General features: G+C 75.4%; 12 protein-coding genes. 9 read left to right on the top strand and 3 right to left on the bottom strand.

Annotated features, from left to right (window positions below; translation table 11 throughout):
• Positions 1 to 39 precede the first annotated feature (39 nt).
• Positions 40 to 1,899 carry a DUF6493 family protein gene (locus ACFVHI_RS21755; protein ID WP_380341810.1) on the top strand — a complete coding sequence of 620 codons (1,860 nt, stop codon included), beginning with the start codon at positions 40 to 42 and terminating at the stop codon, positions 1,897 to 1,899.
• A 141-nt stretch (positions 1,900 to 2,040) separates the two neighbouring features.
• Here the strand turns inward: ACFVHI_RS21755 and ACFVHI_RS21750 are convergent, their stop codons facing one another.
• The 3 genes from ACFVHI_RS21750 to ACFVHI_RS21740 all read right to left on the bottom strand — a co-directional run bounded on the left by ACFVHI_RS21750 (position 2,041) and on the right by ACFVHI_RS21740 (position 4,601).
• Positions 2,041 to 3,225, bottom strand: a complete 1,185-nt coding sequence (locus ACFVHI_RS21750; protein ID WP_244293710.1) for an MBL fold metallo-hydrolase — start codon at positions 3,223 to 3,225, stop codon at positions 2,041 to 2,043.
• 321 nt (positions 3,226 to 3,546) lie between these two features.
• Positions 3,547 to 3,999, bottom strand: a complete 453-nt coding sequence (locus tag ACFVHI_RS21745) for a MaoC family dehydratase (protein WP_063350035.1) — start codon at positions 3,997 to 3,999, stop codon at positions 3,547 to 3,549.
• Positions 4,000 to 4,157: 158 nt separating this feature from the next.
• Complete coding sequence (locus tag ACFVHI_RS21740) at positions 4,158 to 4,601, bottom strand: pyridoxamine 5'-phosphate oxidase family protein (RefSeq protein ID WP_063350036.1); 444 nt, start codon at positions 4,599 to 4,601, stop codon at positions 4,158 to 4,160.
• A gap of 202 nt (positions 4,602 to 4,803) precedes the next feature.
• Here ACFVHI_RS21740 and ACFVHI_RS21735 point away from each other — a divergent pair, with 202 nt between their 5' ends.
• The 8 genes from ACFVHI_RS21735 to ACFVHI_RS21700 all read left to right on the top strand — a co-directional run bounded on the left by ACFVHI_RS21735 (position 4,804) and on the right by ACFVHI_RS21700 (position 13,195).
• Entirely contained in the window at positions 4,804 to 5,658 is an 855-nt protein-coding gene (locus tag ACFVHI_RS21735) for a hypothetical protein (protein ID WP_063350037.1), read from the top strand.
• A 280-nt stretch (positions 5,659 to 5,938) separates the two neighbouring features.
• Complete coding sequence (locus ACFVHI_RS21730; RefSeq protein ID WP_159398547.1) at positions 5,939 to 6,418, top strand: hypothetical protein; 480 nt, start codon at positions 5,939 to 5,941, stop codon at positions 6,416 to 6,418.
• A complete protein-coding gene (locus tag ACFVHI_RS21725; protein ID WP_380341793.1) occupies positions 6,412 to 7,356 on the top strand; it encodes a hypothetical protein in 945 nt (314 codons plus the stop codon). Before ACFVHI_RS21730 ends, ACFVHI_RS21725 begins: the two co-directional genes overlap by 7 nt.
• Before the next feature lie 228 nt (positions 7,357 to 7,584).
• The gene (locus ACFVHI_RS21720; protein ID WP_380341790.1) at positions 7,585 to 8,400 is read left to right on the top strand and encodes an SAF domain-containing protein; all 816 of its coding nucleotides are present in this window, start codon (positions 7,585 to 7,587) and stop codon (positions 8,398 to 8,400) included.
• Positions 8,400 to 9,731 carry a hypothetical protein gene (locus ACFVHI_RS21715; RefSeq protein ID WP_380341787.1) on the top strand — a complete coding sequence of 444 codons (1,332 nt, stop codon included), beginning with the start codon at positions 8,400 to 8,402 and terminating at the stop codon, positions 9,729 to 9,731. Before ACFVHI_RS21720 ends, ACFVHI_RS21715 begins: the two co-directional genes overlap by 1 nt.
• On the top strand, positions 9,721 to 11,361 hold the full coding sequence (locus ACFVHI_RS21710) for a CpaF family protein (protein ID WP_380341784.1): 1,641 nt from the start codon (positions 9,721 to 9,723) through the stop codon (positions 11,359 to 11,361). Before ACFVHI_RS21715 ends, ACFVHI_RS21710 begins: the two co-directional genes overlap by 11 nt.
• Positions 11,358 to 12,320, top strand: a complete 963-nt coding sequence (locus tag ACFVHI_RS21705; RefSeq protein WP_380341782.1) for a type II secretion system F family protein — start codon at positions 11,358 to 11,360, stop codon at positions 12,318 to 12,320. Before ACFVHI_RS21710 ends, ACFVHI_RS21705 begins: the two co-directional genes overlap by 4 nt.
• A complete protein-coding gene (locus ACFVHI_RS21700; protein ID WP_063350044.1) occupies positions 12,317 to 13,195 on the top strand; it encodes a hypothetical protein in 879 nt (292 codons plus the stop codon). The genes ACFVHI_RS21705 and ACFVHI_RS21700 overlap by 4 nt, the downstream gene beginning before the upstream one ends.
• Positions 13,196 to 13,212: the final 17 nt, after the last annotated feature.

Here is a 13,212-nt window from a genome sequence, read left to right as displayed (position 1 = left end):
GGATAGGCCGGCGCCCGACAGGACGCCGTGTAGTTGGAGGTGCTCGCCGGGCTGGACGAGGCCGGGCTGATCGAACCCGAGGTGCTGGTCGAGTCCTCCGCGGTGGTGCTGTTCCGGGCCGAGAAGAAGCTCGTCCGCGCCCAACTCGGCTGGCTGGAGCGGGCGGCCCGGCGCGAGCCCGGGCGGTCCGGGCCGGTGGTGCTCGCGGCCGCCGAGGCGTTCGGGCACCCGGACCAGGCCGTCCAGGAGCGGGCGTTGAACGTGGTGGCCCGGCACCTGCGCGCGGCCGGGGAGGCCGTCCTGCCCGAACTGCGGCTCGCCGCCGAGGTGCTGAACCCCGCTCACCACCAGCGCGCCGGCGAACTGTTCGGCGCGCCGGTCGGTGGCGACGGCGACGACGACCCGGACACCGGGTGGAACGAGCTCCTCCCGCCCGCCCCCCAGCCCCTCCCGCTCGGCCCGCCGATCGCCTCGGCGGCCGAACTCGCGCAGGAGCTGTCCGCCCTGCTCGCCGCCGACGAGCCGGAGCCGACGGTCTTCGAGCGCGTGCTGGACGGTCTGGTCCGCCAGGCCCACCAGGACCGGGCGGCGCTCGCCGAGGCACTGGAGCCGGTCCGGCGGGTCCACCCGTGGAGCGGCGTCGACCGCTGGCGCGACTGCTCGCCCCGGGACGTCCTCTACGTCGTGGCCGCGGTGGCGGGCGAGACGCCGCCGTACCGGGCCTGGGACTTCCTCGGGGGCAAGAAGAAGCGCTCCCCGCTGCGCGGCCAGAACAACACCGCGCAGGGTACCGCCCTCGCCGCCCGGCTGGAGGAGGCCGCCTGGCAGGTGACCGCGAACCGGCCGCCCTACCTGCTGGCCACCCCGACCGACACCACCGGCGCGATCGACCCCGGCACGCTGGTCGAACGCCTCGCCGGGTACCAGACGGCGGGCATCACCCCCGGCCGGGCCGACCTGTGCGCGGCCCTGCTGCGGGTCGGCCCCCGCGCCGACGCCGGGGTGCTGCGCGCCGCCGAGGCGCTCACCTCGCCGTCCGGGCGGTGGGCCGCCCAGTGGCTGCGCACCGGCGGCCTGCCCGACCAGCCGTCCGAGCGGGTGCTGTTCGCCCCCGGCCGGGGTTCGAAGCACGGCCACCAGTACGCGGACCGTTGGTGGGAGGACGTCCGGCGGGTGGCCGTCGCCCAACCCGGTATCGGAGCCGGCCCGAAGGGCCCGGACGGCGAGCGGCTCGCCCCCGAGTTCCGGGCGCTGCTGGAGGGCACCGAGCCGAGCGTGGCCCGGGCCCGCAAGGTGGGCGACTGGACGTGGCGGCCCACGGCGCACTGGGCCGCGATGCTCCCCTGGCACCGGGAGGAACTGGCGGCCCGGTGGCTCGACCACTTCGCCGCCGGCGCCGACCGGGACGAGCGCGGCGCGGGCCGGCTGCTGCCCGCCCTCGCCGAGGCCGGCGGCCCGGCCGGGCTCGCCCTGCACCTGGCGCTGGCCTACGGCCTGGGCGCCCGGCACACCGAGGACCGGACGGCGGCCGTCGACGCCCTGCTGGTGCTCGCCGCCCGCGGCGAGCTGGACGGCGCGCAGCTCGGCCGCGAGCTCGCCGCGCTGGTCGACTGCGGCGCGGTGAAGCCCAACCGGCTCGCGGCGGCGCTCACCCTGGCCGCCGGGACGGGCGCCTACGGCACGGTCTGGTCCGTGCTCGGGCCCGCGCTGCCGGCCCTGCTGGGCGGCGAGGGCACACCCGCCCGGGGCCTCGGCGACCTGCTCGCCCTCGCGGCGGACTGCGCCCGGCGCACCGGCGCCCGGGGGCCGGTGGCCGAGGTGACGGCGGCGGCGGAGCAGGGCGGGTCGAGCCGGCTGGTCAAGGAGGCCCGCGCACTGCGGGACGTCCTGGCGGGGTGACGCCGCGGTTGGTCCTGGGCCCAGGCGGTGGGCGGGACTTCCGTCCGCCGCCCCGTCCCGCAGGTGGCAGCGAACAGGTGGCTGCGGACAAGTGGGCGAACAGATAACAGCAAACAGATAACAGCAGACAGATAACAGATTTCAGCGAACAGATTTTGAAATCTGTTCGCTGAAATCCGTCGCCCGCTCCCGGACCGGCACCGCGCTGCGGTCCCGGACCAGCGGCTCGATGCCGCGAGGCGTGGCCGCGACCGCGCGCCACCACAGCCGCAGCGCGGGCGGGTCGACCGGTTCGAAGGGCTTGCCGGGCCGGGGCACCGCCAGCCGGGCGCCCAGCGCCTGGGCAGCCGCGACCACCCGTTCGGCGGGCTCCTCCCAGGGGTGCGTCGCCAGGTTGAAGGTGCACCAGTGGATCGGCAGCAGCAGATCGCCGCCGAGGTCCAGGTGGGCCCGGACGCCCTCCTCGGGCGTCATGTGCACCTCGGGCCAGAAGTCGCTGTACGCGCCGACCTGCATCAGCGTCGCGTCGAACGGCCCGAGCCGGCGGCCGATCTCGGCGAAGCCCGGGAAGTAGCCGGTGTCCCCGCTGTGGAAGATCCGGTGCCCGCCGCCGGCCACCACCCAGGACGCCCAGAGGAACAGCGCGCTGGTGCGGGGGCCGCGGCTGCAGTAGTGCCGGGCCGGGGTGGCGGTGAGGGTGAGCCCGGCGATCTCGGCCGACTCCCACCAGTCGAGTTCGGCGATCCGCCGGGTCGGTACTCCCCAGCGCTCCAGGTGCGCGCCGACGCCGAGCGGGACGGCGAACACCGCGTCCGTCCCGATCAGCGCGCGGATGGTGGCCATGTCGAGGTGGTCGTAGTGGTCGTGGGAGATCACCACCACGTCCACCGGCCCGAGTTCGGACAGTGGCAGCGGCATCGGGTGCAGCCGTTTGGGCCCCGTCCAGGCGAACGGCGAGCAGCGCTCGCCCCACACAGGGTCGATCAGGACCCGCCGCCCGCCGATCTCGGCGAGCACGGTGGCGTGGCCGAGCCAGGTGAGTCGCAGTCCGGAGTCCGGCGGCAGGGCGAGGTCGACCGGGAGCAGCCGGTGCACGGGTACGGCGGCGGTCGGTGCCCGGCGGGTCTTGTCCCCGGTCAGTTGGGCGCGGGTGATCTCCAGCGGGCTGCGCTCGTAGACCAGGCGGCGGGTGGGCAGCGGGTTGCGGAAGGCGCCGTCGGCGAACTGCGGGGAGCGGTGGATCCGGGCCAGCCGTTCGCCCCGGGGTTCGGCACCGAAGGCCTCGGCCCGGACCAGGTGCCAGGCCGCGCGGGGCAGTCGGGCCAGGCCCGACCCGGTGCGGTTCGCGGTCGGGCCGAGGGCCGGGCTGGTGGTCGGGCTGTTGGTCGGCGGGGTGATGAACTGCGAGGACAGACCGGCGAGGCGGGAGAACCAGGGGGCGGGGCGGGGCAAGGCTCCTCCAAGGACGGTCACGGCTACCGGGCATGCCGGGGCGGGTATCCGGGCGACTGGTGGGGCCGCTGCGATACGACAACCATCTCGTCGGAGACTACTCGTCATGGGCCGTCCGGACCTGGTGAGCGGCCCCGCGCGGGCCAATCGGCGTACCCCGCCCGGTCGCGCGCCCGGGGCCACCGCCCGGTGCCGCTACGCGTAGAAGCGGGTGATCGTCTCCGCGACGCAGTGCGGCTTGGCGCTCTCCGCGCTGGTGATCGTGAACCGCACCACCGCCTGGACCCCGCCCGGCACCTCGGTGGCCGAGACCAGTTCGGCGGTGGCCCGGATCGCGGTGCCCACCGGCACCGGCGCCGGGAAGCGCACCTTCTCCGAGCCGTAGTTCAGCGCCATGCGCACGCCCTCGACGCCGTAGCACTCCTTCGCCAGCACCGGGATCATCGACTGGGTCAGGTAGCCGTGCGCGATGGTCGAGCCGAACTGGCTCTCCTTGGCCCGCTCCGGGTCCACGTGGATCCACTGGTGGTCGCCGGTCGCCTCGGCGAACAGGTCGATCTGCCGCTGCCCGATGGTGTGCCACTCGCTGGTGCCCAGTTCGGTGCCGACGGCGGCGGTCAGATCGGCGAGGGAGGCGAAGCTCGTCACGGTGCGCTCCTGGGGGAGGGGTCAGGACGCCGGAAGCGTATGCGTACCCGCCGGTATCTGTCAGCGGTGCGGAACCGGGAACACGGGAACCCGGGAACGCGGGAACCCGGGAACGCGGGAACCCGGGAACCCGAGGGCGCGGCGGCCCTGTGGGTGTTTCAGGACCGCAGCGCCCCGCGCCCCAGCGCGTCCTGCCCGGTCGGGAACAGCCGCCGGCCGCTGACCAGTTCCGGCACCAGCGCGACGAACAGCGGCTCCGGGTCCCCCACCCACGGCCGCAGGCCGGACCGCAGCACCCGCCGCACCTGCTCGGGCTCGCGCACCACGTCCGCCCGGCCGTGGACCAGCACGCTCCAGCCCGTCCGGGTGACCGGGTCCAGCAGGTCCGCCTGGAAGGCCACCACGGTGCCGTCAAGCCCGCGCGCGGTGGCACTTCCCCGGCGCACGGCGAGCACCAACCGCCCGTCCAGGACCTCGAAGGAGACCGGTAGCACGGCCGGCAGCGCGTGCTCGGTGTACACCACGCGCCCGACGGGCACGGTGCTGAGCAGCCGCAGGCACTCGGCCTCGCTCAGGGTCTCCACACGGTCCTCACGCTCCATGCGTCCGATCGTCCTCCGGTCGGCGCGCGCGCCGATAGGGCCCATGGTCCCTGAGCGGACGGGCCGGGAGCCCCGTCGGCGGCCGCCCGGGGCGGTAGCCTGCCCGGCGGCGGTACGGTACGCGCCCCTGCGCACCACGGCAGCGGCGGGCGCGGCGGGCGGCCCCGGGTGCGCCGGGGCCGGCATGGGAGGGGGCGTGCGGATGGCGGGCGGGGTCGACCTGGTGGTGATCGGGGCGAACGGCGGGCCCGATCGGGGCTTCGGGGGCTCGGCGCTGGCGCCGGACGGCGCCCGGCTGCTCGCGCGGGTGCTGCCCGGGATGTGCTTCGACGTCGGCGCGGCCGGCTGCCGGGTCACCGAGGTGGCGCCGGACGCGGACGCCAACGCGATGCTCACCGCCGTCCGGGAGGCCGCCCAGCACCCGGGCCGGTGGCTGGTGGTCTGCCTGGTCGGTCAGTTGGCGGTCGATCCGCGCGGGCGGCGGCTCGCCCTGGTGACCGGCGGCAGTACCGCCGACAACGCCTACCGGCGCGGCCTGGCCTGGGACTGGGTGGTCAGCGCGATGGTGCACGGTGGCCACGAGGAGGCCCTGCTGCTGGTCGACGCGGTGGCCGACCGGGACACCTGGGCGGCGTTGGAGCGCGGCGGCGGCGAGGACGGCGCGGGCGAACTGCTGGCCTACCCGCGTGTCCCGCTGTGGGGCCGGGTCGGCCGGTACACCCCGGGCAGACGCGGCCGGGACGCCGTACTGCCGGGTGGTGAGGGCTCGTTCAGCCATGCCCTGACCACCGTGCTGCGGCAGGGTGTCCCGGGCGCCCCGGCGGCCGTCGCCCCGCTGGATCTCCAGCCGTCCGTCGCCGCGCTGCTCGACGGGGGCGAAGCGCCGGGTGGTTCGGGTGCGCCGGGCGCGCGCCTGCTCGTTCCGCCGCAGGGCGGGCGCCTGTTGATGCGCAATCGGGCCGCGGTTCGGGGCGCATTGGCCGGATTGTCGCTTTCCGAAGAACTGTTGGCCGTTCTGTGGCGGGAAAGTGCCCCGACGGAACCGCCTTCCGCGTAAGGTCAGGTGGCCTGAGGTGTTGCCGTGATGGGGTGGGTTGGCGAAGAATCGATCCCCAGCGGAAACACCTGCGGGACGACGGAATTCTTCCGGCGGCCACGGATCACGAATCGGTCGGTCGCGACGAGGTGGGGCGATGCGGCAGCGCGGAAATGTGTTGCGCCCTGGGGCGGTTGGGGTCGGTGGGGTGGTTCTGGTGTTGCTCCTCGGAGCCTGTGCGAGCGGCGGTGCCGGTGGTTCCGTCGATCGGCTCGGAACGGCTGCGCCCAGTGTCGCGGGAGTGGATCCGGTACCTCCTTCGGGTGGTTCGGTAAACACCTCGATCGCGCCGACGGACGGGCCGGAAGGTGCCATGGGGCGGCTGGCCCTGAAGACGTATCAGGACTGGTGGCAGGCCCAGACCGAGGCATTCGGGCGGTCGGATTCGGACGGATTCGCTCTGGAGACGTACTCTTCCGGGCGGGCCCTTACCGACACCCTGGTCAGTCTCCGCCAACTTCGCGACGCCAAACTGGTGATGACCGGAACGCCGCGCAATTCGGCGGTGGTCAAGGCCATTGACCTGAAAGCCGATCCGCAGACCGCCGTGATCGAGGACTGCGTCGACGTGTCGGGATGGCACCGCGTCGACGCCGTCACCCAGGTGGCAAAGGATCCGGGCGACCGACTGAACCGCTACGTCGCGACCGCGTCCCTGCGCTGGTTCCAAGCACGTTGGCTGATCTACGACTTCAAGCGGGAGGTGGACCGGGCATGCTGAACACGCGTAAACCGGCCCGGCGATTCGCGATCCTCGCGCCGTTGTCCGCCGGGTTGCTGTTGGCCTCGGCGGTGTCGGCGGCGGCGGACGAACCGCCGGGCGGAGGTGCCGAACAGTGTTACCCGGACGTGATCTGCTCCGGGGTCAACACCGGTGGCACGAAACCGAAACCCGGACCGTCGCAGCCCGGCGGTGGCGGCGGGGGCGGTACGAGCGACGGGCCGCTGCTGTGCAGCTACCACGACCAGCAGTGGCCCTGCCACGACCCGGAGCGCGGCTGGTTCAACAGCGGCGTCGGGTGCTACTTCCGCCCGCTGGACAACCCGCTCCCCGAGGGCGACCCGGCGTGGCAGGGCCACAAGCCGTCCGAGGGCGCGCTCTACTCGAAGGTCTGCCCGCAGACGGGCGGCGGCCAGGACGGCGCCGAGATCGTGTTCGAGGCCACCTCGCCGGCCGGGCCGCCGGCGCTGAACCTGGTGGACGTCGGCTTCGGCTTCGCCCACGAGATGCGCTTCCCGAAGCCGACGGCGGGCGTCGCACCCAAGGGCACGGCGGTGGTGAAGGCGCCGGTCTGGCTCTGGCTGGACGGCGTGGCGGCGCCCGCGCCCAAGACGCTGTCCGTCCCGGGCGCCTCGGTCACCGTCACACCGGTGCTGAGGGGCGTGACCTGGGTCTTCGACAGCGGCGTCTCCGTGACCTGCGACAAGGCCGGGACGCCGTACGACCCCAAGTACGGCGCCGCCAAGTCCCCGGACTGCGGCTACGAGTTCGCCGTGGGCTCGGGCACCAGGAAGAGCGGCGTCTTCGACGGCACGGTGACGGCGAACTGGGTGGGCGAGGTCGTGGTCACGGGGCCGAACGCGAAGACCTTCGACGTCAAGATGCCGCAGTCCTCGAACTTCACGCTCAAGGTCGCCGAGGTGCAGGTCCTCAACTGACCCGGCGGCGGCGGACGTCCGATGCCCCGCGGCCCGGCCGGGGGGCGCCGGCGGCCGGCCGCACGCGACCACGGCACCGAAGCCCGGGCACCGGCGGCCCGAGCGGTGACGACCCGAGCACCGAGAACCCAGTACCGACGATCCGGAACGAGCACGAGGGAAGGGCGGAACCCGGTGGAGAACCGTACGTTCGCGACGCCGGGATCCGGCACACCCGCAGGGGCCGCGGTGTCCGTGGCGGTCCCGGACCAGGGGCAGGGGCCGGGCGAGGCCCCGGGCAGCGGTGCGGGCAAGGGCAAGGGGCGCGCCGCCCCGCACGTCCCCGGCCGGACGCTGCGGGCCCGGCGGCGGCGCCCGGCGGTGCTGGCGATGGCCGTCGCGCTGATCGCCGCCGGCGGTCTGGGCGGCGCGGTGCTCTACAACAGCACCGGCCAGCGGGTCGCCGTGCTGGCGCTGGCCCGGGACATCCCGTGGGGGCAGGTGATCACCGACGACGACCTGGTGGTGGCCCGGATCGCCGGCGATCCGGCGCTGCGGCCGCTGTCCGCCACCGAACGGGACAAGGCGGTCGGCATGCGGGCCGCCACCGACCTCAAGCGCGGCGCGATGCTCACCAGGGGCGACGTCGCGCAGACCCTGGCGGTGCAGCCCGGCCAGATCGTGGTCGGCGTCTCGGCCAAGCACAGCCAACTGCCCGCCACCCGGCTCCAGCCGGGGCTGCAGATCGTCGTGGTCTACACCCCGGACAACACCAAGGCCGACTCGATGCCCGCGACGGTCATCACGGTCGGCCGGGTGGACACCGACGGCAGCCAGGTGATCGACGTGGCCGTCGGCGCGGCGGACGGCCCCCGGCTGGCGCAGTGGGTGGCCGGCGGCCGGATCCAGGTCCTGCTGGCCCCGCGCGCCGCCGCGGCGGGCGGCGCGACCGGGACCGCCGGTGCGGGTACCGGCGGCAGCGCCGCGCCGACGGCCCCGGCGACCGGAACCGCCTCCGGCGCTGCCACGGCCCCCGCGCCCCCGACCGGGGCGGGTGGCGCCTGATGGCGGTGATCGCGGTGGCTGGCGGCCCGGGCGCGCCCGGCGCGACCACGGCTGCCCTGGCCCTGCTGCTGGCCTGGCCGCTGGAACCCGGACGGCGGGTCCTGCTGGTGGAGGCCGACCCGGACGGCGGCGCGGTGCTCGCGGGCGCCCTGGAGGGCCGGGTCGACGCGGTGTACGGGCTGCGCAACCTGGCCGTCGCCGACCGGCGCGGACTGCTCGCCGCGACCATCTGGGAGCAGCTGATCGACCTCTCGCCCGAGGGCACCGCCGAGCGGCTGCTGCTGCCCGGGCTGACCGACCCCACCCAGGCCCCGGGTCTCGCCTACACCTGGGAGCCGCTCGTCGACCTGCTGCACGGCCTCGAACCGCAGGGCTACGACGTCATCGTGGACCTCGGCCGCTCCGGCGCCACCGGCGTGAGCGCCGTGCTGGCCCGCCGGGCGGACGTGGTCGCGGTGACCGTCCGCACCACGCTGCGCGGCCTGAGCTCGGCCCGGCCCCGGCTGTCCGCGCTCGCCGAGGACCTCGCCACGGCCGGCACCGGGGTGGACGCGCTCGGACTGCTGCTGGTCGCCGAGGGGCCGTACTCGGGACCGGAGGTGTCGCGCGAGTTCGGCCTGCCGGTGCTGGGGCTGCTGCCGCACGCCACCCGCACGGCCCGGGTGCTCTCCGACGGCGGTGACATCACCGACCGGCGGTTCATCCGCTCGGAGCTGATGCGGACGGCGCGTTCGGCGGCGGACGAGGTGCAACTGCTGGTCCGCCGCCGTCGCCAGCGGCTCGCGCCGACCGCCGCGCCCGTCCCGGCCCAGCTCACCGCCGCGGCCCGGACCGAGCCCCAGCCCCAGCCCCCGACCGCGGTGCACGCCCAGCCCCCGGTGCCGACCCCGCAGGCGGCCGCGCCGACGGCGTACCGGCCGGTGGAGGGGGAGCAGCCCTCGTACTCCCCGCCGCAGCCGGTCGGGCCGGTGATCACCACCGGCCCGGTGGCGCCGCTGGCCGGGCTGGCCCCCCAGCCGGCCGCTCCGGCGCCGTTCCCGGGGCACGTCCAGCAGCCGCAGCAGTCGCAGCCGCAGTCGCCGTACGGGCCGCAGGGCGGCTACGTCGCGTACGACCAGCAGACCGGGTTCAGCCCGTACGACCAGCAGGGCGGGTTCGGCCCGTACGACCAGCAGGGTGGGGCCCCGTACGACCAGCAGGGCGCGTACGTCCGTCCGGAGCCCGAGGACGACGGCCGCTACCCGCTCCAGCAGCCCGCCGTGACACCCGATCAGGCACACCCGAACGGTCCGCAGCCGTACAACCCCGGGGAGGTGCTCCGTGCGCGGTAGCCCCCTGCACCAGCACCCCGCGGCCGACCCGGCCGCGCTGCCCTGGGCCACCCCGGCCCAGGCCCAGGCCCAGGCCCCGACACAGGCCCAGACGCAGGCGGCCGCCCCGCCCCAGGCCTACCGGCCGGGCCCCGTCGCCCCGCAGCCCGCGCCGCCGCCGTACGTCCAGCCGGGCGGCGCGGCCACGCCCACCGCCGTGCCCTCCCAGCTGCCCTCGCTCGACCTGCGCGGCGCCGCCACCCGGCCGGCCGTCGACCCGCAGGTCGCCCGCGAGCTGAAGCGCCAGGTCGCGGCCGAACTGCACCAGCAGATCACCCGGTTGACCGCCACCTCGGGCGCCGAACCGGACCGCGCCACCCGCCGCCAGCGCGGCCGCGCGCTGATCGAGGAGGCGGTCGCCCGCTGGTCCGACGCCTACGCGCAGACCCACGGCATCCCGCCCACCCGGGAGCAGGACCGCGCGCTCGCCGAGGCCGTCTTCGACCTGCTGTTCCGGGCCGGGCGGCTCCAGCCCTACCTGGACGACCCGGAGATCGAGAACATCCTGATCAACGGCTGCGACGACGTCTGGGTCTCCCGGGTGCACCAACCCCTGCGCCAGGTACCGCCGGTGGCCGAGAGCGACGCCGAACTCGTCGAACTGCTCCAGGACCTGGCCCGCCAGCACGGCGGCGGCGAGCGCAGCCTGTCCACCGCCAGCCCGACCCTCGCGCTGCGCCTGGAGGGCGGCATGCGCCTCCAGGCGCTCACCGAGGTGACGCCCCGCCCGTACGTGGCGATCCGGCGCCACCGGGTGGCCTCGGCGACGCTGCCCGAGATGGTCGAACTCGGCACCCTGGACAGCACCTTGGCCGCGTTCCTGGCCGCCGCGATCCGGGCCCGGAAGAACGTGATGATCACCGGCACCCAGGGCGTCGGCAAGACCAGCCTGCTGCGCGCGATGGCCGCCGAGATCCCGCCGGACGAGCGGATCGGCACCCTGGAGTCGGAGTTCGAGCTGTGGCTGCACACTCTCGGCCACCTGCGCCAGGTCGTCCCGATGGAGGCCCGCGAGGGCAACGGCGAACGCGTCGAGGGCCGCCTGGCAGGCGAGTTGACGATCGGCGACCTCATCCCGGCGGCGCTGCGGATGACGCTGTCCCGGATCATCGTCGGCGAGGTCCGATCCGGCGAGGTCGTCCCGATGCTGCGGGTCATGACCAACGGCGAGGGCGGCTCGATGTGCACCCTGCACGCCCGCGGCCCGCACATGGTTGTCGACCGCATCGCCGAACTCTGCCTGGAGTACGGCTCGCACATGACCGACTCGCTCGCCTACCGGCTCACCGCCAACGCCCTGGACCTCATCGTGCATGTCGCCATGGTCGACGAGACCGCCGTCGGCGGCCGCCGGCACCGCTTCGTCTCCCACGTCCTGGAGGTCGCCGGCCTCGGCGAGAGCGGCCGGCCCGCGCTGAACACCGTGTTCGGCCCCCGGGTGGACCTCGGCGAGCCGCGGGCCGTCCCGCACACCCCGCCGCAGTGCCTGGACGACCTGCGCCGGGCCGGCTTCGACGCCGCCCTGCTCGGCTCCCGCTACGGCGGCTGGGCCGCCCCGCTGCAGCTGCGGATCGGCGGTGGCGCGCGATGATGCTGCTGTTCGCCCTGTGCGGGCTGGCCGTCGCGGGCGGCCTGGTCGCCCTGGTGGCCTGGGCCCGCGGCAGCGACCCGGCGGACGAGGACGAGACCCCGGAGCGGAGCACCCCGCTGGCCGGCCGCGCCCACGTCTTCTGGTACGGCGCCCCCGGCGCCGCCTCGGCCCGGGTCGCCCGGCTGCGCCGGATCCAGCTGCCGCTCGCGCTCGCCGGCGCCCCGCTCGCCTGGCTGTTCACCGGCATCCCGCTGGCCGCCCTGCTGGTGCCGCTGGCCGTGTTCGGCCTGCCCTGGTTGTTCGACACCACCCGCCCGGACAACCGCCGGATCGAACGCCTGGAGGCGCTGTCCGAGTGGACCCAGCGCATCGCCGACGTGCTGCTGCTCGGCGTCGGCCTCAACCAGGCCATCGTCACCAGCCGCCGCACCGCCCCCGCCGCCCTGGAGGAGGAGATCGGCGAACTGGCCGCTCGGCTCCAGGCCCGCTGGCGGCCCGAGGAGGCGCTCCAGGCCTTCGCCGACAGCGTCGCCGACGCCACCGCCGACAAGGTGCTCGCCGCGCTCGTGCTGCGCTCCGGTGACAGTGGCCCCGGCCTGGCCCGGGCACTGGCCGACATGGCCGACTCGGTGCGCGAGGAGGTCCGCCAGCGCCGCGCCATCGAGGCCGACCGGGCCAAGCACCGCACCACCATCCGCTGGCTGGTCGGCATCATCGTGCTGGTCGTCACGGTCGGCTCCTTCAACACCGAGTACACCCGGCCGTACGGCACGCTGCTCGGCCAGATCGTGCTCGCCGTCGTCGCCGCCCTGTTCGTCGCGATCATCGCCTGGATGCGCGCCCTCGCCTCGCACCCGCCGGTGCCCCGGCTGCTGGCGCCCGACCGGCGCGGCAAGGCCGGGCGCCGCGCCCCGGCGCGCGAGGACGAGGCGCTCCAGCAGCTCGGGGAGGTCCGGTGATCTCCCCCTGGTCCGTGCTGGCCGGGGCCGTCGCCGCCGGCGGCGTCGCCCTGCTGATCGCCGAACTGCGGCCCGCGCCGCCCGACCTGCGCCAGGCCCTGGACCGGCTGCACCGCACCCCCGCCGAACGGGCCGCGGACCCGGACGAGCGGCCGCGCTGGTACGACCGGATCGGCGAGCGCTCGATCGGCCTGCGCGGAGTGTCCCTGCCGCACCGCGAACTCGCCCTGATCGGCCGCGCCCCGGCCCGGTTCATGGTGCACAAGCTGCTGTTCGCCGCGATCGGCCTGCTGCTGCCCGCCTACCTGGGCGCGATGGCCGTGCTGATGGACATCGGCCTGCCCTTCGCCCTGCCGCTGCTGGCCGGGCCGCTGCTGGCCGGCCTGCTCTGGTTCGTCCCCGACGGCATCGTGCGCGGCGAGGCCAAGGAGGCGCGCAGCGAGTACCTGCACGGCATCGCCGCCTACCTCGAACTCGTCGCCTTGGAACGGGCTGCCGACTGCGGGCCCGCCGAGGCGCTGCGCCGCGCCGCCGCGGTCGGGCGCGGCACCGTGTTCCGGCGCATCCGCGACGCCCTCGACCGCGCCGCCACCGACCGGCTCCCGCCCTGGGCCGGACTCGACGCGCTGGCCGAGGAGTTGGGGCTCAGTCCGCTGCAGGACGTGGCGGACATCATGCGGCTGTCCGGCACCGACGGCGCCGCCGTGTACGACACCCTGCGGGCGCGCGCCAAGGGCCTGCGCGGCGAGCTGCTCGCCGAGGACCTCGCCCGCGCCAACGCCGACAGCGAGCGGATGGTCGCACCCGGAGCTGCCCTCACCCTGCTGATGACCGTCCTGATCGTCTTCCCCGCACTCCACCAGATGCTCAACTGACCCTCCTCACAGGGCAT

The sequence above is a fragment of the Kitasatospora sp. NPDC127121 genome, assembly GCF_042677305.1.
GTDB lineage: Bacteria > Actinomycetota > Actinomycetes > Streptomycetales > Streptomycetaceae > Kitasatospora.
Note: the sequence above shows the minus strand (reverse complement) of the source record. Positions and strands in the feature narration are given on the sequence as shown.